At 64.3% G+C, this 23,983-nt stretch carries 21 protein-coding genes; 11 read left to right on the top strand and 10 right to left on the bottom strand.

Going from position 1 to position 23,983, the window contains the following annotated elements; all coding sequences use genetic code 11:
• The coding region (locus CD932_RS28990; protein ID WP_176461056.1) for a hypothetical protein at window positions 1–347 on the top strand (347 nt) is incomplete at its 5' end.
• A 27-nt stretch (window positions 348–374) separates the two neighbouring features.
• On the opposite strand, the gene CD932_RS19570 is transcribed toward CD932_RS28990, so the two are convergent.
• The 3 genes from CD932_RS19570 to CD932_RS19560 form a co-directional block, all read right to left on the bottom strand.
• Complete coding sequence (locus tag CD932_RS19570) at window positions 375–1,334, bottom strand: cation diffusion facilitator family transporter (protein WP_094444410.1); 960 nt, start codon at window positions 1,332–1,334, stop codon at window positions 375–377.
• Between the two features lie 120 nt (window positions 1,335–1,454).
• Window positions 1,455–2,357, bottom strand: coding sequence for a pirin family protein (locus CD932_RS19565; RefSeq protein WP_094444409.1), 903 nt, complete (start codon window positions 2,355–2,357; stop codon window positions 1,455–1,457).
• A gap of 37 nt (window positions 2,358–2,394) precedes the next feature.
• Window positions 2,395–2,994: an FMN-dependent NADH-azoreductase gene (locus tag CD932_RS19560; RefSeq protein WP_094444408.1), complete on the bottom strand. Its 600-nt coding sequence runs from the start codon at window positions 2,992–2,994 to the stop codon at window positions 2,395–2,397.
• A gap of 117 nt (window positions 2,995–3,111) precedes the next feature.
• Here CD932_RS19560 and CD932_RS19555 point away from each other — a divergent pair, with 117 nt between their 5' ends.
• Window positions 3,112–4,017, top strand: a complete 906-nt coding sequence (locus CD932_RS19555) for a LysR family transcriptional regulator (protein ID WP_094444407.1) — start codon at window positions 3,112–3,114, stop codon at window positions 4,015–4,017.
• Window positions 4,018–4,022: 5 nt separating this feature from the next.
• Here CD932_RS19555 and asd read toward each other — a convergent pair whose 3' ends face one another.
• Window positions 4,023–4,871 (bottom strand): archaetidylserine decarboxylase, encoded by an 849-nt coding sequence (gene asd, locus CD932_RS19550; RefSeq protein ID WP_094444406.1) that lies wholly within the window; start codon window positions 4,869–4,871, stop codon window positions 4,023–4,025.
• 197 nt (window positions 4,872–5,068) lie between these two features.
• Between asd and CD932_RS19545 the strand changes: the two genes are divergently transcribed.
• The 4 genes from CD932_RS19545 to CD932_RS19530 all read left to right on the top strand — a co-directional run bounded on the left by CD932_RS19545 (window position 5,069) and on the right by CD932_RS19530 (window position 10,236).
• Complete coding sequence (locus tag CD932_RS19545; RefSeq protein WP_094444508.1) at window positions 5,069–7,285, top strand: TonB-dependent siderophore receptor; 2,217 nt, start codon at window positions 5,069–5,071, stop codon at window positions 7,283–7,285.
• Window positions 7,286–7,382: 97 nt separating this feature from the next.
• The gene (locus tag CD932_RS19540) at window positions 7,383–8,621 is read left to right on the top strand and encodes a DEAD/DEAH box helicase (RefSeq protein ID WP_094444405.1); all 1,239 of its coding nucleotides are present in this window, start codon (window positions 7,383–7,385) and stop codon (window positions 8,619–8,621) included.
• 105 nt (window positions 8,622–8,726) lie between these two features.
• Entirely contained in the window at window positions 8,727–9,344 is a 618-nt protein-coding gene (locus tag CD932_RS19535) for an LON peptidase substrate-binding domain-containing protein (RefSeq protein WP_094444404.1), read from the top strand.
• A 148-nt stretch (window positions 9,345–9,492) separates the two neighbouring features.
• Window positions 9,493–10,236 (top strand): DNA-binding protein, encoded by a 744-nt coding sequence (locus tag CD932_RS19530; protein WP_094444403.1) that lies wholly within the window; start codon window positions 9,493–9,495, stop codon window positions 10,234–10,236.
• A 135-nt stretch (window positions 10,237–10,371) separates the two neighbouring features.
• On the opposite strand, the gene CD932_RS19525 is transcribed toward CD932_RS19530, so the two are convergent.
• From CD932_RS19525 to CD932_RS19505, 5 genes are all read right to left on the bottom strand, one after another.
• Entirely contained in the window at window positions 10,372–10,719 is a 348-nt protein-coding gene (locus tag CD932_RS19525; RefSeq protein WP_094444402.1) for a DUF1294 domain-containing protein, read from the bottom strand.
• Between the two features lie 165 nt (window positions 10,720–10,884).
• Window positions 10,885–11,130 carry a formate dehydrogenase subunit delta gene (locus CD932_RS19520; protein ID WP_094444401.1) on the bottom strand — a complete coding sequence of 82 codons (246 nt, stop codon included), beginning with the start codon at window positions 11,128–11,130 and terminating at the stop codon, window positions 10,885–10,887.
• Between the two features lie 45 nt (window positions 11,131–11,175).
• On the bottom strand, window positions 11,176–14,064 hold the full coding sequence (gene fdhF / locus CD932_RS19515; RefSeq protein ID WP_094444400.1) for a formate dehydrogenase subunit alpha: 2,889 nt from the start codon (window positions 14,062–14,064) through the stop codon (window positions 11,176–11,178).
• A 25-nt stretch (window positions 14,065–14,089) separates the two neighbouring features.
• Window positions 14,090–15,655 (bottom strand): NADH-quinone oxidoreductase subunit NuoF, encoded by a 1,566-nt coding sequence (locus CD932_RS19510; protein WP_094444399.1) that lies wholly within the window; start codon window positions 15,653–15,655, stop codon window positions 14,090–14,092.
• Window positions 15,652–16,128, bottom strand: coding sequence for a formate dehydrogenase subunit gamma (locus tag CD932_RS19505; RefSeq protein ID WP_094444398.1), 477 nt, complete (start codon window positions 16,126–16,128; stop codon window positions 15,652–15,654). The genes CD932_RS19510 and CD932_RS19505 overlap by 4 nt, the downstream gene beginning before the upstream one ends.
• 192 nt (window positions 16,129–16,320) lie before the next feature.
• Between CD932_RS19505 and CD932_RS19500 the strand changes: the two genes are divergently transcribed.
• Window positions 16,321–17,379, top strand: a complete 1,059-nt coding sequence (locus CD932_RS19500) for a substrate-binding domain-containing protein (RefSeq protein WP_094444397.1) — start codon at window positions 16,321–16,323, stop codon at window positions 17,377–17,379.
• A gap of 19 nt (window positions 17,380–17,398) precedes the next feature.
• Here the strand turns inward: CD932_RS19500 and CD932_RS19495 are convergent, their stop codons facing one another.
• Complete coding sequence (locus CD932_RS19495; protein ID WP_094444396.1) at window positions 17,399–18,424, bottom strand: GlxA family transcriptional regulator; 1,026 nt, start codon at window positions 18,422–18,424, stop codon at window positions 17,399–17,401.
• Between the two features lie 285 nt (window positions 18,425–18,709).
• Here CD932_RS19495 and CD932_RS19490 point away from each other — a divergent pair, with 285 nt between their 5' ends.
• From CD932_RS19490 to CD932_RS19475, 4 genes are read left to right on the top strand one after another with little or no spacing between them, the layout of a single operon-like run.
• Window positions 18,710–19,966 carry a sarcosine oxidase subunit beta family protein gene (locus tag CD932_RS19490; protein WP_094444395.1) on the top strand — a complete coding sequence of 419 codons (1,257 nt, stop codon included), beginning with the start codon at window positions 18,710–18,712 and terminating at the stop codon, window positions 19,964–19,966.
• Window positions 19,967–19,980: 14 nt separating this feature from the next.
• Window positions 19,981–20,274, top strand: coding sequence for a sarcosine oxidase subunit delta (locus CD932_RS19485; RefSeq protein ID WP_094444394.1), 294 nt, complete (start codon window positions 19,981–19,983; stop codon window positions 20,272–20,274).
• The gene (locus CD932_RS19480; RefSeq protein WP_094444393.1) at window positions 20,271–23,294 is read left to right on the top strand and encodes a sarcosine oxidase subunit alpha family protein; all 3,024 of its coding nucleotides are present in this window, start codon (window positions 20,271–20,273) and stop codon (window positions 23,292–23,294) included. Before CD932_RS19485 ends, CD932_RS19480 begins: the two co-directional genes overlap by 4 nt.
• Window positions 23,287–23,982 carry a sarcosine oxidase subunit gamma gene (locus tag CD932_RS19475; protein WP_094444392.1) on the top strand — a complete coding sequence of 232 codons (696 nt, stop codon included), beginning with the start codon at window positions 23,287–23,289 and terminating at the stop codon, window positions 23,980–23,982. Before CD932_RS19480 ends, CD932_RS19475 begins: the two co-directional genes overlap by 8 nt.
• Window position 23,983: the final 1 nt, after the last annotated feature.

Here is a 23,983-nt window from a genome sequence, read left to right as displayed (position 1 = left end):
ACACGCCGGGCGTGCTGACCGTCAAGCCGACCGAGGCGCTGCAAAGCACCGTGGCCAGCGTGATCGCGGCGGTCAATCTGGCGCCATCGCAAGGCAATATGGTGCAGGCCGACATGGTATCGACGGGGCAGAAGGTGGACAGCAAGGTCGAAGCGGTCGCCGTGGCGAAGGGCGAGCCGGAGCAGGGCGTCAACGCCGGCAATGGCACCAGCGCAGTCAATACGCCGGCGGTACGAGTGGCTGGAACGGTGACGACCAATGTGCTGCCGGGCTTGCAGTTGAGTGTGATCGATACGGGGTTGCGCATGCCGGTGCAAGGCGGCAACACCAGCGTGGAAAGCCAGTAAGGCAGGCCGCGCAGCCGTTTGCCTGCGTCAGGAGATCCGGTCGTGGCTGTGGTCCTGCTGATGCAGGCCGGCCATGCCGGCGGTCTCGGCTTGCAGGGTAATATGGTCGATACCATGCTTGGTCAGCAACATGGACTTGATGGCGCGCAGCACCTGCGGCCAGTCTTGCAGTTCATTGATCTGCACGTGTCCGATCAAGGCTGGCTGGCCCGGCGACATATCCCACACATGGAGATCATGCACGGACAGCACGCCCGGGATTCTCTCGACGTCGGCGCCTACCTGCAAATAATCGATCTGATGCGGCACGCCTTCCATCAGGAAGTGGTAGGAGTCTTTCAATACGCCAAAAGTCGACTTCAGTATCAGCAAGGAAACCAGTACCGACAGCAGTGGATCGATCTGCATCCAGCCGGTGAAATAGATCACGGCGCCGGCGACGATGGCGGCCACCGAACCGAGCAGGTCTCCCATCACGTGCACCAGCGCGGCGCGCGTGTTGACGCTGTCCTTGTCTTTCGACAGCACCCATGCCACCACCAGATTGATCGCCAGGCCGATCACCGCCACCACCACCACGGTGTCGCCATGCACGGCTTCGGGCGTGGAAAAACGCAGCACCGCTTCATAGCAGATCCAGCCCACCACGCACAGCATGGCCAGGCCGTTGACAAAGGCGGCCAGCGCTTCGGCGCGGCCAAAACCGAACGAGTGGCGCGGCGAGGGCGGGCGGCGCGCGATCACCTGCGCCAGCAGCGCCAGGCCCAGCGCGGCCGCGTCCGTCACCATATGGCCGGCGTCGGAAATCAAGGCCAGCGAATTGGACAGGAAACCGAACGCCACTTCGACGCCGGCAAACGACAAGGTCAATCCCAGCGCCCACGCCAGCACGCTTTGCCTGCGCCCCTCGAACGAGTGCGTATGCCTGGCGTCGCCTTTCAAATGGGCGTGCAGATGGGTGGGGTCGTGGTCGGTGGTGTCGTGCATGGCCAGCTTTACAAAATGATCTTGCCGCCAGTGTAATGGAAATGCCTTCAGGCAGTGGAAACGGCAGGCGCAAAAAAACCTGCATGGCGTGAGCGATGCAGGTTTTATGACGATGCCAGATTACGTGGAGGCAGTTTCGCCGAACTTACCTTCACGGAAGTCCTGCACCGCCTGGAATACTTCGGCCTGGGTATTCATCACGAAGGGGCCATATTGTGCGATCGGCTCGTTCAATGGCTGGCCGGCCAGCAGGATTACGCGGCCGCCTTCGGGCGCCGTGATGCGCACGCCATCGCTGCCCGGTGTGTTGGCGAAAATCGCCATGCGCAGGGCCGGCACAGCCTTGCCGTCGACCTCGACCGCACCGCGGAAAGTGTACAGAAAGGCGTTGTGGCCGGCTGGCAAAGGCTGCTCGAAGCTGCTGCCCGCCGGCAGGTCGATATCGAGGTACAGCGGTTCGGTGCGCTCGCGCTGCACCGCGCCGGCCACGCCATGGCTGCTGCCGGCGATCACTTGCACGGCCACGCCGGCGCTGGTGGTATAGCGCGCAATGTCGCCGCTGTCGAAATCGCGGTACCAGGGCGTGCGCATCTTGTCGCTGGCCGGCAGGTTCAGCCACAGCTGAAAACCTTCCATTACGCCTTCTTCCTGTTCCGGCATTTCGGAATGGATTACGCCGCTGCCGGCCGTCATCCATTGCACGCCGCCCGAGGTCAGCAGGCCTTCGTGGCCGGCACTGTCGCGATGGCGCATGCGGCCCGTGATCATGTAGGACACGGTTTCAAAGCCGCGGTGCGGGTGCTCGGGGAAGCCGGCGATATAGTCGTTCGGCTGGTCGCTGGCAAAGTTGTCGAGCATCAAAAACGGATCGAGACGGCGCTGCAGCGCTTGCGTCAGCACGCGGTTGATTTTTACGCCAGCACCATCCATGACGGCCTGGCCGGCAATGACGCGCTCGACGGCGCGCGCGGTGGTGACGGTGGTGGCGGTGGTGGCGGTGGTGGCGGTAGTGATCTCGTTCATCATGCTCTCCAGTTGAAACTTGTCAGTGTGTGATGTCTTACACGAGGATGGCGTTGATCTCGGCGTCGGCCTGGGCTTGCGCCTTGGCGATGGCTTCCGGACCCATGCCCATGCCTTCCGAATACACATATTGCACGTCGCTCAAGCCCAGGAAACCGAACATGGTGTTCAGGTAAGGCACCTGGCTGTCGGTGGCGCTGTCGCGGTGCAAACCGCCACGCGACAGGCCCACATAGACTTTCTTGCCGGTCAACAGGCCAACCGGGCCGGTTTCCGTGTACTTGAAGGTGACGTTGGCGCGGGCAATCGCGTCGAACCAGCTTTTCAGTTGTACGGTAACGCCGAAGTTGTACATCGGCGCGCCGACCACGATCACGTCGGCCGCCTGTACCTGGGCGATCAGCGCGTCGTCGAGCGCGACGCGGGCCGCTTGCTCGGCGCTACGCTGCTCAGGCGGCGTGAACAGTGCCTGCAGGGTCGGCTCGTCCAGCACCGGGTGCGGTTGGGCGGCCAGGTCGCGGCGTACCACGCTGGCGTCCGGGTTGGCGGCAGCGATGCGGGCAACAATCGCATCGGCCAGGCGGGTGGAGGCGGAACCGGTGCTGCGGGCGCTGGAATTGATTTGCAGGATGTTCATCTTGTTTCTCCGTGTGGGTGAGTTGGCTTGCGATGGATGAACTATAGCAATTCCAAAATTCATGCGGAAGCCGTTAAAATGGATAACATTAATCCACTGATGGAACAATGAGGGCACATGGACATCGACCCCGGCGATTTGCTGCTGTTTGCCCGCGTGGTGGAATGCGGCAGTTTTTCGCGCGCGGCCGCGCGCGTGGACTTGCCCAAATCCACCTTGTCACGCCGTATTTCGCTGCTGGAAGGCAAACTGGGCGAACGCCTGTTGCAGCGCACCACGCGCAAGCTGGTGCTGACTGAATTTGGCGCCAGCCTGCTCGAGCACGCGCGCAAGGTGGTGGAAGAAACGGAAGCGGCCGGCGCGCTGGCCCGGCACCGCCAGCTTGGCCCCAGCGGCTTGCTGCGCATCTCGATGCCGGCCGATTTTGCCGACATCCTGATGCGCCAGGTGCTGGCCGAATTCGTGCGCCGCTATCCGGCGATTTCGCTGGAGCTCGATCTGTCGGCGCGGCGCGTGGATTTATTGGAGGAAAACTTTGACCTGGCCATCCGCATGGGCAAGCTGCCGGACGACGCCAGCCTGGCGGCGCGCCGCGTGGCCTTCAGCACGCTGGCGCTGTATGCCTCGCCGCAATACACCAGCGTGCATGGCTTGCCCGAGCATCCCGATGACCTGTTCCGGCACGATTTGCTCAGCTTGCCGCGTGCCGTGCATGGCCTGGTGCGCTGGACCCTGATACGCGGCAAGACGACGTGGGAGCGCGACTTGCCGGTGCGCCTGCTGGCCAATTCACCGGAATTGCTGGTGCGCATGGCCTGCACTGGCGTGGGCATCGCGGCCAGTACGGACCGCTTCGCCAGGGCCTATCTGCAGACGGGGGAGCTGGTGCGCGTGCTGCCGGAGTGGAATTTTCCGCTGGTTACGGGCTGGGCCGTGTTTCCTGGCCGGCGGCTGATGCCGGCCAAGACGCGCGCATTCCTGGACTTGATGGAGGAGATGTACGAGACGAGCATGCCCGTCTGAATGGTTTATTTTGGCAAATTGCCCATCACTTCACCGAGCTGCACCGGCCCGGCCGGTTGCCAGCCCGGATTGAACTGCAGCGTGTCTTTCGGGAACAGCATGACGACGGTGGAGCCGAGCAGGAAGCGACCCAGTTCCTCGCCTTTTTTCAGCACGATATGGTCGTTGGCATAGCTCCAGTCGCGCACCTGGCCCGAGCGCGGCGGATTGACCACGCCATGCCAGACGGTAGCCATGCTGCCGACGATGGTGGCGCCCACCAGGGTCATCACGAAGGGGCCGTTGGCGGTGTCGAACACGCACACCACGCGCTCGTTGCGGGCGAACAGGCCGGGAATGCCGCGTGCGGTGGTCGGGTTGACGGAAAACAGCTCACCGGGCACATAGATCATGCGCGTCAGGCGGCCGTCGCAGGGCATGTGGATGCGGTGGTAGTCGCGCGGGCTCAGGTACAGGTTGGCGAAGCTGCCGTGCTCGAATTGCGCCGCCAGCGCCGCGTCGCCGCCGACCAGGGCGGTGGTGGTGAAGTTATGGCCCTTGGCCTGGAAGATCTGGTCCTTGTCGATGGCGCCGAACTGGCTGATGCGGCCATCGACGGGGCAGACATAATCGGCCTGCGCGATCGGGCGCGCGCCGGGGCGCAGCGCGCGGGTAAAAAAGTCGTTGAAGCTGGTGTAGTGCGTGATGTCCGAATCGAGCGCCTCGTCCATGTTGACGTTGTAGCGGCCGACGAACCAGCGGATCAGCCGCGTGGTCATGGCGCCGCCCCTGGCGCCTGCAACCCTGCCGGCGAAATTGGTCAATGCGCTCTTGGGCAGCAGATATTGGGGCAGGACGGCAAGACGGTCGGACACGATAGGGGCCTTTGAGCGGATGGAAACAATGATGTAAACGCATTATAGCGGTGCAGGAGGGCTGCGGCGAATCCGGCATGGCGTGCCCGGGCGCGCAGCACCATAAATTATATTTTCTGCAAAATGTACCGTAGAGCAAAATTTGCTGCAAAATGCCGCTGCCCCATCCTGGCGCGGCCACTTTCAACGTATCCATCATGTCATCTTGTTTACCCGTGTTTCGTCGTACGTTGTGCGGCGCCGCCGTCGTGTTTGTCTGCAATACCTGGGCGCAAGAAGCCGCCCAGGACAGCGTCCCTCCGGCCGAGACCAAACCGGTGACGACAGTGCCGCAGGTCGAAATCAAGGGCAACGCTTACGATCCGCGCCGCGACGATACTGCCAGCAAGATGGTGGTGGGCAGCGAAGAAATCCTCAAATATGGCGACACCAGCGTCACCGACGTGCTCAAGCGCCTGCCCGGCATTAGCGTCACCGGCGCGGCCGGGCGCGCCGGCGGCGAGATCCGCATGCGCGGCCTGGGCAGCGGCTACACGCAGATCCTGCTCAACGGCGAACGGGCGCCGGCCGGCTTTTCGCTCGACAGCCTGGCGCCCGAGCTGATCGAGCGCATCGAGATCCTGCATGCGGCCAGCGCCGAGTACAGCACGCAGTCGATCGCCGGCACCATCAATGTGGTGCTGAAAAAGGCCGTGAAGACGGCGCAGCGCGAGCTCAAGCTGGGCGCAGGGGGCGGGCGCGATGCGTTCTCGCGCAATGGCAGCTTGCAATGGTCGGACAAGGACGGCATGTTGTCGTATTCGCTGTCCGCCTCCGTGTACCGCTACGATTACGACTATGGCGGCGCGCACGACAGTCCGGCGCTGGACCTCGGCTATTTGCCCGATGGCCGGCAAAACCTGCTGCGCCTGATCAGTGGCGACGGCAGGGGCCGCTCCGAAGGCATCAACCTGGCGCCACGGCTGAACTGGAATAGGCTCGGCGGCGACAGCCTGACAGCGCAATTTTTTCTCAATGCCGGCCGCAGCAGCAGCCACAGCAAATACCAGACGCAAACCGTGCTCGGCGCGCGGCCCGATTACGATGGCAACGGCAGCGCGTCAGGCAACCACCAGGCCTTCGGCCGCGCCGACCTCAGCTGGGTACACAAGCTGGACGGCGGTGCCAAGCTGGAACTGGGTGTGCGCAGCATGCTCACCAACAATTCGACCGACACCGCAACCCAGGGCCGGATCGACGGCCTGGGGCTGGTGCTGGAGCGCACGGTGCGCGTCGAGGCGAGGTACAGAACGCTGTCGTCAAGCGGCAAATATTCCTCGCCGTGGATGCCGGGCCACGCCCTGGCTATGGGCTGGGACGGCACTGTCAGCCGGCGCGAGGAACAACGCCGGCAGCGTGAGCGCGACTTGCCGGGCGGCAGCGTTCCCGTCGCCAGCGATGACAACTTCGATGCCGACGTCAAATTGCTGGCCGCCTACGCGCAGGATGAATGGGATATCACGCCGCGCTGGGCGATGTATGCAGGCCTGCGCTGGGAGGGCATCGCCACGCGCACCTCGGGCAGCCTGTTTGACGTTGTAGACCAGCGCAGCAGCGTCTGGAGCCCGCTGCTGCAAACGCTGTGGAAATTGCCCGATACAAAGGGCGACCAGCTGCGCCTGGCGCTCACGCGCACCTACAAGGCGCCATCGACCTCGAACCTGGTGCCGCGCCGCAGCATGTCGACCAACAACAGCCAGTTCGAGCCCGACCGCCAGGGCAACCCCCAGCTCAAGCCTGAACTGGCGCTGGGCCTCGACGCCTCGTATGAACATTACTGGGCCGAAGGCGCCTTGCTCGGCGCCCGCGCCTCGGCGCGCCGCATCGACGGCTACACGCGCCAGGGCCTGCTGCTGATCGGTGATCGCTGGGTCTCGACGCCCGTCAATGATGGCCGCGCCAATACGCAAACCCTGGAACTGGAAGCGAAGTTCCCGCTGCGCGCGGTGCTGGCGGCCACCGCGCCGGCCATCGATGTGCGCGCCAGCATCAGCCGCAACTGGTCGCAAGTGGCGCACGTGCCCGGGCCGAACAACCGGCTCGACCAGCAAACCCCGGTCAGCGGCAATGTCGGCATCGACTACAAGTGGCCGGGCGGCATGCTGACCACCGGCGGCAGCTTGAGCTTTACCGGTGGCGGCCCGGTGCGCCTGACGCTGCAGCGCTACGCCTATACTTCGCCGCGGCGCGACCTGGATCTGTATGCGCTATGGAAGTTCAACCCGAAAAACCAGCTGCGCCTGTCCGTCTCGAACCTGCTGGCGCAAGATTATGAAAGCAACAGCATTTATACGGACGCGCACGGCAGCCTTATCCGCTCAGGCATTTCAAGCACCGCGCCACAGGCGCGCGCCACCATGGAAATGAAGTTCTGATTTTGCAAGTTTGCAGAGGAAAACGCCGGCCGTCGGCGCGCAGTATCCTATAATCGCGCCTTCCGATACGCTGTCTTTTACTGTTGCAAGGTTCCCCATGACGTTTTCCTCCCTCGGCCTGATCGATCCCCTGGTCCGCAAACTTGACGAGCTCGGCTATGCCAAGCCGACCCCCGTGCAGGCGCAGGCGATCCCGGCGGTGCTGGCCGGACGCGACCTGATGGCCGCCGCCCAGACCGGCACCGGCAAGACGGCCGGCTTCGCCGTGCCGCTGCTGCAGCGCCTGACTTTGGCGGGCGTGGTGGCGCCGCAGTGCGTGCGCGTGCTGGTGCTGGTGCCCACCCGCGAGCTGGCCGAGCAGGTGTATGCAAGCTTTCGCAGTTATGGCGGCAACTTGCCGTTGCGCAGTTTTGTCGCCTATGGCGGCGTGCCGATCGAACCGCAAATCAGCAAATTGCGCAAGGGTCTCGACGTGCTGGTGGCCACGCCAGGGCGCCTGCTCGACCTGCAGTCGCAGGGCGCCGTCAAATTCGAGCAGGTGCAAACCCTGGTGCTTGATGAGGCCGACCGCATGCTCGATCTCGGTTTCGAACGCGAACTCGATCTGCTGCTGATGACCATGCCGAAACAGCGCCAGACCCTGCTGTTCTCGGCCACGTTCTCGGACGCCATCCGCGCCATGGCCAAAACCATGCTGAACGATCCGCTGTCGGTGGAAGTAAGTCCGCGCAACAGCACCGTCAAGGCCGTGAAACAGTCGGTGATCGTGTGCGACAAGAAACGCAAGCCCGAACTGTTTTTGCACCTGCTCAGGAAAAAGCGTTGGGGCCAGGTGCTGGTGTTCGTGAAAACCCGCAAGGGCGTCGAAGTGCTGGTGAAAACCTTGCTGGAGCAGGGCGTGAGCGCCGATGCGATTCACGGCGACAAGACCCAGCCGAACCGGCTGCGCGCGCTGGCCCGTTTCAAGGCGCGCGAAGTGCAGGTGCTGGTGGCCACCGACGTGGCCGCGCGCGGCCTCGATATCGAGCAATTGCCGCAAGTGGTCAATTTTGACCTGCCGACGGTGGCCGAAGACTATATCCACCGCATCGGCCGCACCGGCCGCGCCGGCGCCACGGGCGAAGCGATTTCGCTGGTCTGCGCCGACGAAGTGGAACTGCTGTCGGCGGTCGAAGCGCTGACCCGGCAAACCCTCAAACGCAGCGAGGAACCGGGCTTCGAGGCCGAGCACCGCGTGCCGGGCACGGCCGCTGGCGGTGCGATCCAGAGAAAGCCGGTCAAGGTGCTGGCGCCCAAGGCGGCCGAGCGCGCGGCCAAGCGCCGTTTTTACAAGTAGGCGTATCAGCTGGGCGATAACGCGGGGCGATAACGCGAGGCGATAACGCGAGGCGATAACGCGAGGCGTGCTGCAGGCACCGGCCATTCGTGCCATCATGGCGGCATGACTTCGATACCCTTGTTCCCCCTCAATACAGTGCTGTATCCCGACGGTTATCTGCCCTTGCAGATCTTCGAGGTGCGCTACCTGGACATGATACGCAAGTGCATCACCGGCGAGCAGCCGTTTGGCGTGGTGCAATTGCTCGATGGCGCCGAAGTGCGCCAGCCTGGCCAGCACGAAACGTTGGCCCAGGTGGGCACCCTGGCGCGCGTGATCGACTGGGCCGCGCCCCTGTCGGGTCTGCTGCAAATCAAATGCATGGGTACCGAGCGCTTTCAGATTGTTTCCAGCGAACAGCGGAAAACGGGCCTGTGGATGGCGCAGGTGGCGTTATTGCCGGCAGACATGGCGGTGCCGGTTCCACGTGAACAGCAAAACGTGGCCGATGCCCTGGGCGCCCTGATCCGCACCTTGCAGGAACAAAAAATTCCCAGGGACCAGATGCCGATCCAGCCGCCTTACCGGCTCGATGAGTGCGGCTGGGTGGCCAATCGCTGGTGCGAATTGCTGTCGCTGACGCCGGTGCAGAAGCAATTGTTGCTGAGCCAGGAAAATCCCGTATTGCGCCTTGAACTGATCCAGGACACCCTGTCCGAGAACGGTTTGCTCGAAGAATAATGCGGCAAGACAGCGCTTGCATCAAGGTTCTGTTGTGCAATTGCAATTTCTCTTGAGAAATACTTTACGCTGTGCCGCCGCTGGAATAAGATAAGGCCCCTGAGCAATGCTGCTTCCCGGCCGCAGGCTACGTAGACGAGAACACATCATGGCAAAAGCAAGCGCAGAACAGATCAATGCGGCGATGGACGCCATGGCGGCCGAAGGCCAGCCCATCACGGTGCGCGCGCTGCGCGAAAAGCTCGGCGGCGCGGTCTGCCTGGGTACCATCAGCAAGTTGCTGCAACGGCGCAAGGCCGGCGCCCAGCGCCGGATCGCCGCCGCCGCCGAACTGTCGCCCGTGCTGCGCCAGGCCATACTCGATTTTGTGGGACAGGAATTGACCGCCAGCCAGACTGCGCATGACGCCGAGATGAACGACAATCAACAGGAATTGATGAACCTGGCCAGCGAGAACGAGCGCCAGCAGGAGCTGCTCGACTTGCAGGCGAGCGAGCTGGAAACTTTGCGCGCCGAACTGGAGCGCGAACGCCAGGTGGCCAACCAGGCCCGCACCGACCTGGCCAAGGCCCAGCTGCGCCTGGAAGGCTTGCCACGCCTGGAAGAAGCTGCCGAGCAGGCGCGCATGGACCTGGCCAAGGCGCAATTCAAGCTCGAAGGCATTCCGCGCCTGGAAGCGGCGGCCGAAACGGCGCGCACCGAGCTGATCGAAGCCCAGCTGAAGCTCGAAACCCTGACCCGCGTGGAAACCGAACTGGCCACCGCGCGCCTGGAACTGGAAGCCGAACGCGAAGAACTGGGCGAGACCCGCGCCGAACTCGATGAAGAGCGTACCTTGCGCATCAAGGCCCAGCAGTTCATTGTCGATCCTATCTTCAAAACCCCTGTCTGAAGGCCCCCTGACCAAACCTACTGCGCGTCGGTATAGGCAGCCTGCGATGCTCACCGTGCCTTGGCACGGTTGCGCTTCTTAGCCGCCTCTCCCTTCCGCTCGCTACGGTTTTGTCAGGTGTCGAGGCGCTCGTTGCTATGCATTTGTTTGAGCATACTGTAGCGTCAGCCAAACAAACCCCGCCATATTGACCACCACGGTCATCCAGAACACCAGCTGGAACGAGCGCTTGTTTGTTTTGTGGCGCAGCCATTGCTGGGCCAGCAGGGCGCCCGGCCAGCCGCACAACAAGCCCAATAGCCACAAGGTTTTTTCCGGCGTGCGCCAGGCCTTGGCGCGCGCGGCGCGCTTGTCGATGGCGTAGACGGCAAAGCAGGTCAGGCTCATCATGCCATACACGGCCGCCACCAGCGGCGCCAGCCCGTACAGCACGGTGGCGGCAAGATACAGCAAGGCGAACACGGCAAGAACAAGATAGGGCATGGCGGATATCGAAGCGAAGTGAGCCGCATTGTAACGGTTGGCCCGGGTCCGCACCTGTGCTGCACATGCTGGTGACCATCACGGCCGGCCTGCGGGTCATCAAGGCCTGTGGCGGCACGGTGCAGGAGCCGCAAGAAGCGCTGGCGCTGGTGGGACCGTGTTTGCTCACGGCCTGGCTGGCAAGGCAAGCAGGTTCCGGTGGGTGTTCAGGCTGTCGAGTACGATCTCGTTCAATCCCGCCCCGGCTTGCTGGTCGACGTGCGCAAGCAGGGCAAGACGCATTCGCGGCTCCCAGAAGCGACGCAGGTGGCTGGCAATTTCTTCCAGCGACTGCTCGCGATTTTTCATCGTGTCAAAAAAATCGCCGATCTGATTGGCCATTGTAATCAGTACATTCACATTTGCACTCATGCTGTTTCCTTGTCGATGCATTGTTGGTTCGCACGGGGTGGGTTCTTAGCCCTGTTTCGGACTGGTTGCGCTGTCCGCCAGCGGCGCAATGCGCTGACCATGTGCCAAGTCAACCTGCGCCGCGTTGAAGCGTGCGTATTCCTGTTGCCATGTGGACGGTTGGGCAACGGGCATGACCTGCACTGCGGTGACCTTGTATTCCGGGCAGTTCGTTGCCCAGTCGGACGCGTCGGTCGTGATGACATTGGCGCCGGACTCCGGGAAGTGGAAGGTCGTATAGACCACCCCGGGTTGGATGCGCTCCGTGATGGTGGCGCGCAGCACTGTTTGTCCGGCACGAGAGGCGATGCCGACCCAGTCGTCCTGTGCAATGCCGCGCTCCTGCGCATCGTGCGGATGTATCTCCAGCCGGTCTTCGCTGTGCCAGGCATTGTTGGCGGTACGCCGGGTCTGCGCACCGACGTTGTATTGCGACAGGATGCGTCCGGTGGTCAGGATCAGCGGGTAGCGCAGGGTGACTTTTTCGCTGCTGCCAAAGAACTTCGTCGGGATGAAACGGCCCTTGCCGCGTACAAAGGCGCCGATATGCATGATCGGCGTACCGTCCGGTGCGTCCTCGTTGCACGGCCATTGGATGCTGCCGCCCAGTTCATCAATGCGGCGGTAGCTGACGCCGCGGAAAGTGGGCGTCAGGCTGGCAATCTCTTCCATTATCTCGCGCGGATGGCGATAGTGCATCGGGTAGCCGAGTGCATTGGCCAGCATCATGGTGACTTCCCAATCCGACTTGCCGGCTTTCGGTGGCATGACCTTGCGCACGCGCGAGATGCGCCGCTCGGCGTTGGTAAAGGTGCCGTCTTTTTCGAGGAATGATGAACCGGGCAGGAATACGTGGGCGTATTTTGCCGTTTCGTTCAAGAACAGATCCTGCACCACAATGCACTCCATTGCCGACAAGGCGGCGGTGACGTGCTGGGTGTTGGGGTCGGACTGGACGATGTCCTCGCCTTCGCAGTACAGGCCCATGAAGCTGCCGTCGAGCGCCGCGTCGAACATGTTGGGAATGCGCAGGCCAGGTTCGGGATCGAGCGTACAGTTCCACGCCGCTTCGAACTCGGCGCGCACCGTGCTGTCCGATACATGGCGGTAGCCTGGCAATTCGTGCGGGAACGAGCCCATGTCGCACGAACCCTGCACATTGTTCTGCCCCCGCAAGGGGTTGACGCCGACGCCATCGCGCCCGACGTTCCCGGTTGCCATCGCCAGGTTGGCGATGCCGATCACCATGGTCGAACCCTGAGCGTGTTCAGTGACCCCGAGGCCGTAGTAGATTGCCGCATTGCCGCCAGTCGCATACAGGCGCGCGGCGCCACGGATCTGTTGCGCCGGCACGCCGGTGGCTGCCTCGACGTTTTCCGGCGCGTTTTCCGGGAGTGAAACGAATTCTTTCCATTCGGCGAAGGATGCCTGGTCGCAGCGCTCGGCCACGTACTCGTCCTGGCACAAATTCTCCGTGACGATCACATGGGCCAGCGCATTGACGATGGCGACATTGGTGCCCGGTCGCAATTTCAAGTGATAGTCAGCCTGGATATGGGGTGACTTGACCATTTCCGTGGTGCGCGGATCGATGACGATCAGTTTGGCGCCCTGGCGCAAACGGCGCTTCATCTGGGACGCAAATACCGGATGAGCGGAAGCAGGGTTGGCGCCGATGATCATCACCACATCGGTTTTCATGACGGAATCGAAGGTCTGTGTGCCGGCCGACTCGCCCAGGGTTTGCTTCAGGCCGTATCCGGTAGGGGAATGGCATACCCGTGCGCAGGTGTCGACATTGTTATTGCCAAACGCCGCCCTGACCAGCTTTTGCACCAGATACGTCTCTTCGTTGGTGCAGCGCGACGATGTGATGCCGCCGATCGACGCGCGCCCATGCTTGGCCTGGATGCGGCGGAACTCGGACGCGGTGTAGTCGACCGCTTCCTGCCAGGACACTTCGCGCCACGGGTCGGTGATGCGCTGGCGTATCATCGGTTTGAGCATGCGGTCCTTGTGGCTTGCGTAGCCCCACGCGAAACGGCCCTTGACGCAAGCATGGCCGTGGTTGGCCTTGCCGTCCGGGTTGGGGACCATGCGTACCACTTCATTGCCTTTCATCTCAGCCCGGAACGAGCAGCCTACGCCGCAATAGGCGCAGGTGGTTACTTTGCTGTGCTCGCCCTGTCCCAGCATGATGATGCTTTTCTCGGTCAGGGTCGCTGTGGGGCAGGCGCTGACACAGGCGCCGCACGACACGCAGTCCGACGAGAGGAAACTTTCATCTTGGCCGGCTGCGACGCGCGCATTGAAGCCGCGCCCATCGATGGTCAAGGCAAACGTCCCCTGGGTTTCCTCGCAGGCGCGCACGCACCGGCTGCACACGATACATTTCGATGGGTCATAGCTGAAATAGGGATTCGATTCATCTTTCTCCATGCGCAGATGGTTGTTGCCTTCGTAACCATAGCGCACCTCGCGCAAGCCGGTGACGCCGGCCATGTCCTGCAGCTCGCAGTCGCCGTTGGCGGCACAAGTGAGGCAGTCCAGCGGGTGGTCCGAGATGTACAGCTCCAGCATGCCCTTGCGCAGATGCTGTAACTTCGGCGTCTGGGTACGCACTTTCATGCCAGGCTCGCAAGGCGTGGTGCAGGAGGCCGGATAGCCGCGCCGACCTTCGATTTCGACCAGGCATACCCGGCAGGAGCCGAACGCTTCCAGACTCTCGGTGGCGCACAGTTTCGGTATGTTGGTGCCGGCGATGGCGGCCGCGCGCATGACGGACGTTCCTGCCGGGACGGTGACTTCCGCGCCATCGATTTGCAGTGTCACAAGGACGTCGGACTCCTTCGGCGGCGTACCCATATCGGGCCGCTTGAACTCAATGGTATTCATGGTTTTCCTTGTTGCGGGGCTCAATTCAGGCCGCTTGCATGCCGGACTCATCGCCGGCGCTGGCGCCGAAATCTTCCGGAAAGTGTGTCAATGCCGACAGGACGGGATAGGGCGTCATGCCGCCCATCGCGCACAAGGAGCCGGCGCTCATCAGGTCGCACAGATCGCGCAGCAGGTGGATTTGCTGGGGGCGTTGCCGTCCTGCGATGATCTTGTCCATGACTTCAACGCCGCGCGTCGAGCCGATGCGGCAGGGCGTGCACTTGCCGCACGATTCGGCGGCGCAAAATGCCATCGCGTAGCGCGCCTGCCGCGCCATGTCCACGCTGTCGTCGAAGGCGACGATGCCGCCGTGGCCCACGGCAGCGCCGATGGCGGCGTAAGCTTCATAGTCTAGCGGGACGTCGAAGTGCGATTCAGGCAGGTAGGCGCCGAGCGGGCCGCCCACCTGGATGGCGCGCAGCGGCCGGCCGCTGGCACTGCCGCCGCCAAAGCCGTACAGCAGTTCGCGCAGGGTCACGCCAAAGGCTTTTTCCACCAGGCCGCCGTATTTGATGTTGCCGGCCAGCTGGAACGGCAGCGTGCCGCGCGAGCGCCCCTGGCCGAGGTCGCGGTAAAACGCGGCGCCCTTGTCGAGGATGAGCGGCACCGCCGCCAGCGAGATGACGTTGTTGATGACGGTCGGCCGGCCGAACAGCCCGGACAGGGCCGGCAGCGGCGGCTTGGCGCGCACGATGCCGCGCTTGCCTTCCAGGCTTTCCAGCAGCGCGGTTTCCTCGCCACACACGTAAGAACCGGCGCCCTTGCGCACTTCCAGGTGGAAGGCTTGGCCGCTGCCGAGCACGCTGGCGCCGACATAGCCCGCCGCCAGGGCCAGTGCGATGGCCTCCTCGAGCGCCGCGATCGCATGCGGGTATTCGGAGCGCACATAGATATAGCCCTGCGTGGCGCCCACTGCCAGGCCGGCGATCGTCATGCCCTCGATCAGCATGTAGGGGTCGTCTTCCATCACCATGCGGTCCGAGAACGTGCCCGAGTCGCCCTCGTCGGCATTGCAGACGATGTACTTTTGCTGCGCCTGCGCGCCCAGCACGGTGTTCCATTTCACGCCGGTCGGGAAGGCCGCGCCGCCGCGTCCGCGCAGGCCCGAGTCCAGCACTTCCTGCACGATGGCGACCGGTTGCAGCGCCAGCGCGCGGCGCAGGCCGGCGTAGCCGCCGTGCGCCAGGTAATCGTCCAGCGACACCGGATCGGTGATGCCGACGCGCGCGAACGTGATGCGTTCCTGCCGCTTCAGGAAGTCCAGTTCGTCGGTCAGTCCCAGCGCGAGCGGGTGCTCGCCGCCCTGTGCCAGGCCGGCGTCGAACAGGCCGGTCACGTCTTCCGGCGCCACCGGCCCGTAAGCGACGCGGCCGCGCGGCGTCGCCACTTCCACCAGCGGTTCCAGCCAGAACATGCCGCGCGAACCATTGCGCACGATGCGCACGTCGATGCCTCGGCGCTGCGCTTCCGCCCTGATCGTATCGGCGACTTCGCCGGCGCCCAGCGCGAGGGCGGTGGAATCGCGCGGAACATACACAGTACAGCTCATTGCTCGCCTCCACACGATTGCAGCAGCGCGTCGAAACGCGCTGCATGGACGCGCGCATATGGCCGCCCGTCGATGGCGATGTTCGGACCCACCGCGCAGTGCCCCAGGCAATACACGGGTTCCAGTGTGACCTGGCCATCCGCGCTGGTTTCGTGGAAGCCGCAGCCCAGCGCGCGCTGGACGTGGCCGGCCAGCGCTTCGGCGCCGCGCGCCTGGCAGGCTTCGGCGCGGCACAGTTCCACCACGCGGCGCGCGGCCGGCTGCTGGCGGAAGTGGTGGTAATACGTCAGCACCCCGTGCACTTCGGCGCGCGACAGGTTCAGGGCGTCGGCAATTGCCGGTACGGCATCGGCCGGCACGTGGCCGAGCCGGTCCTGGACGCCGTGCAGGATGGGCAGCAGGGCGCCGGGCATGTCCCGGTGGGCCTGGAGGGCTGCCTGGACAGCCTCGGTGGCGGTAAGTGAAGTTTGCATGTGGTTCCTGGCCGGCTGGGATAAAGATGCAGGAATTTGCCTATTACGCGCTCCTGCATTTGCAAGTACGATGGTAGCTGTAGAACGCTTATTAGCGCAATATGTTGGAAAATGTGCGAAGTGTATGCACTCCTCATCAATTTATATATGTAATAATATGCATATTAATTCTCGCGAAGAGAGCCTCTTGCCATGCGCATCTGCCTGCAGCCCAGCTTTTCCATCGCCGGCCCGGACGGCGACGATGCTATTGACCGCCACCTGCGCCTGCTGGCGGAGGTCGAGCGGCACGGCAACTTGCGCATGGCATGCGAGCGCCTCGGCATGTCTTATCGCAGCGGCTGGGACATGGTGGGCGCGCTGGAAAGGCGGGTCGGCGGCCAGGTGCTGGACATGCAGCGCGGCCGCGGTTCGTCGCTGACGGAACTGGGCCAGCGCCTGGTGTGGGCCCTGAAGCTGGTGCACGCGCGTTTCGAGCCGCTGCTCGACTCCATGGCGGCGGAAATCGATGCCCAGGTCCAGCTGACGCTGGCGCGCGGCCAGAGCTACCTGCGCATCTTCGCCAGCCATGGCTATGCGATCGCCACGCTCAATGCGCACTTGCAGCGGGTGCAGGCGCCGGTCGAACTCGGCTACCGGGGCAGCGTCGAAGCGCTGCACGCGCTGGCCCGGGGCAGCTGCGACGTGGCTGGCTTTCCGATACCTGTCGGTCAATTGCAGCCGGTGGTGGTGGCGCGGATGCAGGCGCTGTTGAAAGACGGTTACCGCGTGATCACCGTGACGGCCCGGCACCTCGGCCTGATGGTGAGGAAAGGCAATCCAAGCCAGGTATGGACCATCGGCGACCTGGCCCGTCCGGGCGTGCGTTTCGTCAACCGGCAGCAAGGTTCGGGTACCCGCATGATCCTGGAATTGCTGCTGGAGCGGGCCGGTTTGCCGGGCGCCGACATCGACGGCATGGAAACCGTGGAATTGACCCATGCGGCCATCGCGGCCTACATCGCATCGGGCAAGGCCGACGCAGGACTTGGCGTGGAAGCCGCGGCGCGCCAGTTCGACCTGGATTTCGTGCCGGTGTTGACCGAACGGTATTTCCTGGTATGTAACGAATCTACCCTGGCCGACCCGCGCTTTGCCGCCACCCTGGCGTATCTGCAAGGGCCGGAGTTCCGCACCAGCCTGCTGGAGTATCCGGGCTACGATGGCGCCGAAGCGGGCCGCATCGCCACCCTGGCGGAAGCGTTTCACTAAGCCGGTCGCCAGGCACCCGCTACCACAGCATCGGCGCCACTGCAGCCGAAGTGATTGCGGCGACAATCCTGCCGCCGGCTTCTTCGCGCACTTGCGACGGGGTCTTGCCGTATTGCACCCGGAAACAGCGGGAAAAGTGTGAATTGCTCAGGAAGCCGCATTGCAGCGCAACATCGATGATGGAGTTGTTGGTCGAGATCAGCAATTGCAGCGCGTTGTTCAGCCGTAATTCAAACGCGAAGGCCAGCGGACTCATCCCCAGTTCAGCCTGGAACAGGCGTTCCAGATGGCGCACGCTGACATTCACGTGCTGCGCGATGAATTCGGCCGGCAACGGGTCGGCCAGGTGGCGCTCGATCAACAGCATGGCCTTGCGCACCCGGATATCGTCGGTGGTGCGGGTGCACAGCGGCTGCGGCTGCGGCGTCTTGGCCGGCAGCGGCGCGTGCTCGATCATGATGCGGGTGGCCTTGGCCGCGCGCGCCTTGTCGCAGTGGCGCTCCACCAGGTAAGCGGCCAGGTGCACCACGCTGGTGCCGCCGGCGCAGGTGAGGCGGTCGCCATCGTCGATGAACAGCTCGTCCGAGCTCACTTCCAGGCCAGGAAATTCATTGCTGAAGTCGCCGTGCACATACCAGCTGACGCAACTGCGCCGTCCCTGCATCAGGCCCAACCGGGCGATGGCGAAACTGCCGGTGCAGATGCCCACCAGCGGCCTCACGGTGGCGGCCCGCTTCAGGTAGTCGTTGACGGCCGGCGCCAGCTTGAGCGCGCCGAGCAGGCCACCGACCACGACGATGTAGTCATAGCGTGCAGGGTCGTCCAGGCCGGCAGTCGGCGTGACTTCGATGCCGCAACTGGCTTTCACCTGGCGCATATCGTGGCTCAGCACGTCCCACGCGCAATGGATGGGGCGGCTGCGGTCGCCGTCGTCGGCGGCCAGTCGCAGTGTATCGATGAAGGCGGCAAACGCCAACATGGTGAAGCTGGGCGAGAGTACGAATCCGACCGTGAGCCGGGGTTTTTTCCAGTGGATGGCGTTCATTTGGCTGTCTCCTTGGCACACTCGAATTGGCGCGCCTTATTGTGTTCAAAATATACACCCCCGAGCCTGCATCAAACAATGGACAAACAATGGATGCGACCCACGCATGTCGGAATCAGGATAATCCCTGTCCGTCCCAATCAAGCCTTGTTGCATAACGGCGCCAACGGCACGCGCAAAGCACAGGATGTCGGAATCAGACAAGCAGCCGTCTGATTCGATCAATTTGCAATTCGCAACGATCCCAATAATGGACCCCACGATCCTCAATGTGGAAAGCGCGATATGGCACAGAAGAACTACTCATTATGGAGCCTGCTTCAGCAAGGCTTCAAGCGCCAGGAAGGCTGGGACCAGGCCTGGCGCAGCCCGGAACCGAAGGCGTCATACGACGTGATCATTGTCGGTGCCGGCGGCCACGGCCTGGCCACCGCTTATTACCTGGCCAAGGAGCACGGCATCAAGAACATTGCCGTGTTGGAAAAGGGATATTTAGGCGGTGGCAACACCGCGCGCAACACCACCATCGTGCGCTCGAATTACCTGTGGGATGAAGCGGCCATGCTGTATGAGCATTCGCTCAAGCTGTGGGAAGGTTTGTCGCAGGAAATCAACTTCAACGTCATGTTCAGCCAGCGCGGTGTGTTCAACCTTGGCCATACCTTGCAAGATATGCGCGACATCGAGCGCCGGGTCAACGCCAACCTGCTCAACGAGATTGACGCCCAGGTGCTGACGGCGGCCGAAGTCAAACAGCGCATCCCGCTGATCGATGCCAGCAGCAATGCGCGCTATCCGATCATGGGCGCGAGCTTCCAGCCGCGCGGCGGCGTGGCGCGCCACGATGCGGTGGCGTGGGGCTTTGCCCGCGCCGCCAGCAACCTCGGTGTCGACATCATCGAGCAGTGCGAAGTGACCGGCATGCACATCGAAGGCGGCCGCATCCGCGGGCTGGAGACGTCGCGCGGCGTCATCCGCGCCGAGCGCGTCGGCTGCGTGGCGGCGGGCCACTCCAGCACCCTGGCAAGCATGGCCGGCATCCGCCTGCCGCTCGAGAGCCATCCGCTGCAGGCGTTCGTGTCCGAGTCGCTCAAGCCGGTGCTCGATACGGTGGTGATGTCGAACGCGGTGCACGGCTACCTGAGTCAGTCCGACAAGGGCGAACTGGTGATCGGCGCCGGCATCGACAGCTACCTCAGCTATGCGCAGCGTGGCAGCCCGCACGTGATCGAACACACGGCCGCCGCCATCATCGAACTGTTCCCGATGTTCTCCCGCGTGCGCATGAACCGCCAGTGGGGCGGGATTGTCGACGTGTCGCCGGACGCCTGCCCGATCATCGGCAAGACCCCCATCAAAGGCCTGTATTTCAATTGCGGCTGGGGCACCGGCGGCTTCAAGGCCACCCCCGGTTCGGGCAACGTATTTGCCCACACCATCGCGCACGACGAGCCGCACCCGCTCAACGCGGCGTTCGCGCTGGACCGCTTCCACAGCGGCCACCTGATCGACGAACATGGCGCCGCCGGCGTCGCCCACTGACAGAGGATTTGACCATGTTGAAGTTTCACTGCCCGCACTGCAAAGAAGTGCGCGAAGAAGAAGAGTTCAGCTACGCCGGCGAGGCCTACATCGTGCGTCCGCCGGCGCCGGACACCAGCAGCGACGCCGAGTGGGGCGACTACGTGTTCATGCGCAAGAACAGCAAGGGCTGGCACTGGGAGCAATGGCTGCACTCGGCGGCCTGCCGCAAAGTCGTCGCCGTCAAGCGGCATACCTTTACCCACGAGATCGCCGGCTGCTGGACGCTGGCCGAAGGCAAGCAGATCTACCTCAAGGAGCAAGCGTGAACTCGCATCGCATCAATCGTCCGGACGCGCGCATCGACCGCGACCAGCCCGTCAACTTCTCGTTCGACGGCCAGTCCTACCGCGGCTATGCCGGCGACACGCTGGCCTCCGCGCTGCTGGCCAACGGCGTGCGCATGATAGGGCGCAGCTTCAAGTATGGCCGCCCGCGCGGCATCGTCGGCCATGGCGCCGAAGAACCGAATGCGCTGATCCAGCTCGAGCGCGGCCCCGGCACGGTGCCGAATCTGAAGTCGACCCAGGTCGAGCTGTACCCGGGCATGCGCGCCTTTTCCACTACCGGCTGGCCTTCGCTGGAATTCGACGTGAAGAGCATCATGGGCCGCGCCGCGCGCTTCATGCCGGCCGGTTTCTACTACAAGACCTTCATGGCGCCGGCGAAAATGTGGCCGCTGTACGAAGACGTGATCCGCCGCGCCGCCGGCTATGGCCGTGCGCCGGTCGATCCGGATGCGGAATACTACGACCACCTGCACCACCATCCGGACGTGCTGGTGATCGGCGGCGGCGCCTGCGGCATCTGGGCGGCGCTGCTGGCCGGCCGCGCCGGGCTGCGCGTGCTGCTGGTCGATGAGCAGGCCGAGATGGGCGGCTGGCTGCTGTCCGACCCGGACGCGGTGCTGGACAAGCATAAGGCCGCCGCCTGGCTGCGGCGCTGCCTGGCCGAACTCGATACCCTGGCCAACGTCACCCGTCTGGCGCGCACCACGGCGTTTGCCATGCATGACGCCAACCTGGTGCAGGCGGTGGAGCTGTTGCAGGACCACCTGGCGCCGGCCGCGCGCAGGGCGGAACAGCCGCGCCAGCGCCTGCACAAGATCCGGGCCCGCCACGTGGTGCTGGCCAGCGGTGCCATCGAACGCCCGCTGGTGTTCGGCAATAACGACTTGCCGGGCGTGATGACCGCCGCCGCCGGCCAGACTTACCTGAACCGCTACGCGGTGCGCGCCGGCCAGCGCGTGCTGGTCATGACCAGCAACGACTGGGCCTATGGCGCGGCCACCGACCTGGCCTCGGCCGGCGCCCGCGTCGTCCTGTGCGATACCCGCAGCAGCGGCGCCCTGGCGGCGCGCGCTGCGGTGGCCGCCAAGTCCGGCGTGGAAATCCTCAACGGTTACGGCATTGCCCAGGCCACGGGCGGGCGCAGCGTCAACGGCGCGCGCCTGGTCAAGCTCGACCCGCGCCAGAATACCGTGACCGGCGCCGGGCCGAGCGTCGATTGCGACCTGCTGCTGTCGTCGGGCGGCCTGTCGCCGAACGTGCACCTGTTTTGCCACAACGGCAGCCGTCCCGCTTGGGATGAAGAGCGGCTGGCCTTCGTCGCCCCTTCGCAGGGCCGTCCGGGCATCGCCTGCGTGGGTTCCGTGGCCGGCGAATTCGACCTGCAGGGCGCGATGTCGCAAACCACCAGCGCCGCAAACGCCATGTGCGCCCAGTTGGGGCGCAAGTCGTCGGCCACCGCGCCCACGGCGGGCGGGGGCAGGATGCCGGTCGAGGGCGCGCCCGCGCGCCGCATCTTCCGCGTCCCGGATGGCAAGCGCGAAGGGCACGGCGCCAAGGCCTTCGTCGACTTCCAGAACGACGTCGCGGCCTCCGACATCGAGCTGGCGGTGCGCGAGAACTACCGTTCGATCGAGCATGTCAAGCGCTACACTGGCCTGGGCTTCGGCACCGACCAGGGCAAGCTGTCGAACGTGAACGGCTTCGCGATCGCCGCCAACGCGCTCGGCAAGCCGATCGGCGAAGTTGGCACCACGACGTACCGCCCGGCCTATACGCCGGTCGCCTTCGGTGCGCTGGCCGGCGCCATGGTGGGCGACACGTTCGAGCCGCGCCGCTATGCGCCGGCGCAGCAGTCGCACGTGCAGCGCTGCGCGCTGTTTGAAACCGTGGGACAGTGGATGCGTCCGTGGTACTTCCCGAAACCCGGCGAAGACATGCACGCCGCCGTGAACCGCGAAGCGCTGGCCGCGCGCAAGGGCGTGGCCATGATGGACGCGTCGACCCTGGGCAAGATCGATATCCGCGGCCCGGATGCGCGCGAATTTCTCAACCGCGTGTATTCGAACGCGTGGAGCCAGCTGGCGCCGGGCAAGTGCCGCTACGGCCTGATGCTCGACGAAAACGGCATGGTGATGGACGACGGCGTGACCGCCTGCCTGAGCGACCAGCACTTCATGATGACCACCACCACCGGCGGCGCCGCCCGCGTGCTGACCTGGCTGGAAAAATGGCTGCAGACCGAATGGCCGGAGTTGAAGGTGTACCTGACGTCGGTCACAGACCACTGGTCCACCAGCGCCGTGGTCGGCCCCGACAGCCGCGCGGTGCTGGCCAAGCTGTGCACCGACATCGACCTGTCGCCGGACGCCTTCAAGTACATGGATTGCCGCGTCGGCACCGTGGCCGGCGTAGCGGCCCGCGTGTTCCGCATCAGCTTTTCGGGCGAGGTGGCGTATGAAGTCAACGTCGACGCCGCCTATGGCCATTACATGTGGGAAACGCTGATGGCGGCCGGCGAGCAATACAACATCACGCCGTACGGCACCGAGACCATGCACGTGCTGCGCGCGGAAAAGGGTTTCATCATCGTCGGCCAGGATACCGACGGCTCGGTCTCGCCGATCGACCTCGGCATGGGCTGGGCGGTCAGCATGAAAAAGCCGTTCAGCTTCCTCGGCAAGCGCTCGCTGGCGCGTGCCGACACCGCCCGCGGCGACCGCAAGCAACTGGTCGGGCTGATGACGGAAGACCCGAAAGTGGTGCTGGCCGAGGGCGCGCAAATCGTCGCCCGGCCGGGCGCGGGACAGCACAGCGTGGGGCGTGTCACGTCGAGTTACCACAGTGCCTTCCTGGGCCGTTCGATCGCGCTGGCGCTGATCGAAGGCGGTCTGGCCAGGGAGGGCGAAGTGTTCTACGCCTGGGATGGCGGCGCCACCACGGCCGCCAAGATCGTATCTCCAGTGTTCATTGATCCGGAAGGGAAGCGTCAACATGCCTAAGACTAACCTCAAACTGGCCCAGTCGGCCCAGCCGCAAGCGCGCGCCAGGGTCGCCTTCGCGCCGTATGCGCAGAGCCCGCTGCATGGCTTCAGCCTGGGCGCGCAAGCGCGCCGCCAGGACGACAGCTGCGGCGTGTGGATGAATGAGCTGGGCTTGCTCGGCTATGTGATCGTGCGCGGCGACGCCCAGGATGGGGCCTTTGTGAAGGCCTGCCAGACAGTGCTGGGCATCGCCTTGCCGCAGGAACCCGGCACGGTGGCGCCGTTCGCGCACGGCGTCGCGCTGTGGCAGGCGCCTGACGAATGGCTGCTGGTGTGCGCCCGCAGCGCCTGCCAAGCCAGCATCGACGCCCTGGAAGCGGCGCTGCAGGACGTGCATGCCCAGGTGGTGGACAACTCGGGCGGCCTGACCATGGTCTACCTGAGCGGCGCACACCAGGTCACCTTGCTGCGCCACGTCGGCGTGTATGACTTCGATGCGCTCGCTCCCGGGCGCCTGGCCAGCACGGTATGCGGCAAGGCCACGCTGACAGTGTTCCGCCACGACCTGCAGGGCATCTTCGTGATCTTGCGCCGCAGCTTTGCCGACTACGTGTGGCGCCTGCTGTCGAAGTCGGCGCGGCCCTATGGCCTCGGCATCGCCGCCGTCAAGGCCGACGCGTCGCACCCCGTCTTGCGCCTGGTGTAAG

The sequence above is a fragment of the Janthinobacterium sp. PC23-8 genome, from assembly GCF_002250505.1.
GTDB lineage: Bacteria > Pseudomonadota > Gammaproteobacteria > Burkholderiales > Burkholderiaceae_D > Janthinobacterium.
Note: the sequence above shows the minus strand (reverse complement) of the source record. Positions and strands in the feature narration are given on the sequence as shown.

Bases quoted from the DNA above. Each gene is read 5' to 3' on its own strand.
- CD932_RS19495 (WP_094444396.1), bottom strand. From the start codon at position 18,424: ATGAACGCCATCCACTGGAAAAAACCCCGGCTCACGGTCGGATTCGTA.
- CD932_RS19570 (WP_094444410.1), bottom strand. From the start codon at position 1,334: ATGCACGACACCACCGACCACGACCCCACCCATCTGCACGCCCATTTG.
- CD932_RS19530 (WP_094444403.1), top strand. From the start codon at position 9,493: ATGGCAAAAGCAAGCGCAGAACAGATCAATGCGGCGATGGACGCCATG.
- CD932_RS19485 (WP_094444394.1), top strand. From the start codon at position 19,981: ATGTTGAAGTTTCACTGCCCGCACTGCAAAGAAGTGCGCGAAGAAGAA.
- CD932_RS19535 (WP_094444404.1), top strand. From the start codon at position 8,727: ATGACTTCGATACCCTTGTTCCCCCTCAATACAGTGCTGTATCCCGAC.
- CD932_RS19490 (WP_094444395.1), top strand. From the start codon at position 18,710: ATGGCACAGAAGAACTACTCATTATGGAGCCTGCTTCAGCAAGGCTTC.
- CD932_RS19500 (WP_094444397.1), top strand. From the start codon at position 16,321: ATGCGCATCTGCCTGCAGCCCAGCTTTTCCATCGCCGGCCCGGACGGC.
- CD932_RS19565 (WP_094444409.1), bottom strand. From the start codon at position 2,357: ATGAACGAGATCACTACCGCCACCACCGCCACCACCGCCACCACCGTC.
- fdhF (WP_094444400.1), bottom strand. From the start codon at position 14,064: ATGAATACCATTGAGTTCAAGCGGCCCGATATGGGTACGCCGCCGAAG.
- CD932_RS19555 (WP_094444407.1), top strand. From the start codon at position 3,112: ATGGACATCGACCCCGGCGATTTGCTGCTGTTTGCCCGCGTGGTGGAA.
- CD932_RS19475 (WP_094444392.1), top strand. From the start codon at position 23,287: ATGCCTAAGACTAACCTCAAACTGGCCCAGTCGGCCCAGCCGCAAGCG.
- CD932_RS19545 (WP_094444508.1), top strand. From the start codon at position 5,069: ATGTCATCTTGTTTACCCGTGTTTCGTCGTACGTTGTGCGGCGCCGCC.
- CD932_RS19510 (WP_094444399.1), bottom strand. From the start codon at position 15,655: ATGAGCTGTACTGTGTATGTTCCGCGCGATTCCACCGCCCTCGCGCTG.
- CD932_RS19540 (WP_094444405.1), top strand. From the start codon at position 7,383: ATGACGTTTTCCTCCCTCGGCCTGATCGATCCCCTGGTCCGCAAACTT.
- CD932_RS19505 (WP_094444398.1), bottom strand. From the start codon at position 16,128: ATGCAAACTTCACTTACCGCCACCGAGGCTGTCCAGGCAGCCCTCCAG.
- CD932_RS19560 (WP_094444408.1), bottom strand. From the start codon at position 2,994: ATGAACATCCTGCAAATCAATTCCAGCGCCCGCAGCACCGGTTCCGCC.
- CD932_RS19520 (WP_094444401.1), bottom strand. From the start codon at position 11,130: ATGAGTGCAAATGTGAATGTACTGATTACAATGGCCAATCAGATCGGC.
- CD932_RS19525 (WP_094444402.1), bottom strand. From the start codon at position 10,719: ATGCCCTATCTTGTTCTTGCCGTGTTCGCCTTGCTGTATCTTGCCGCC.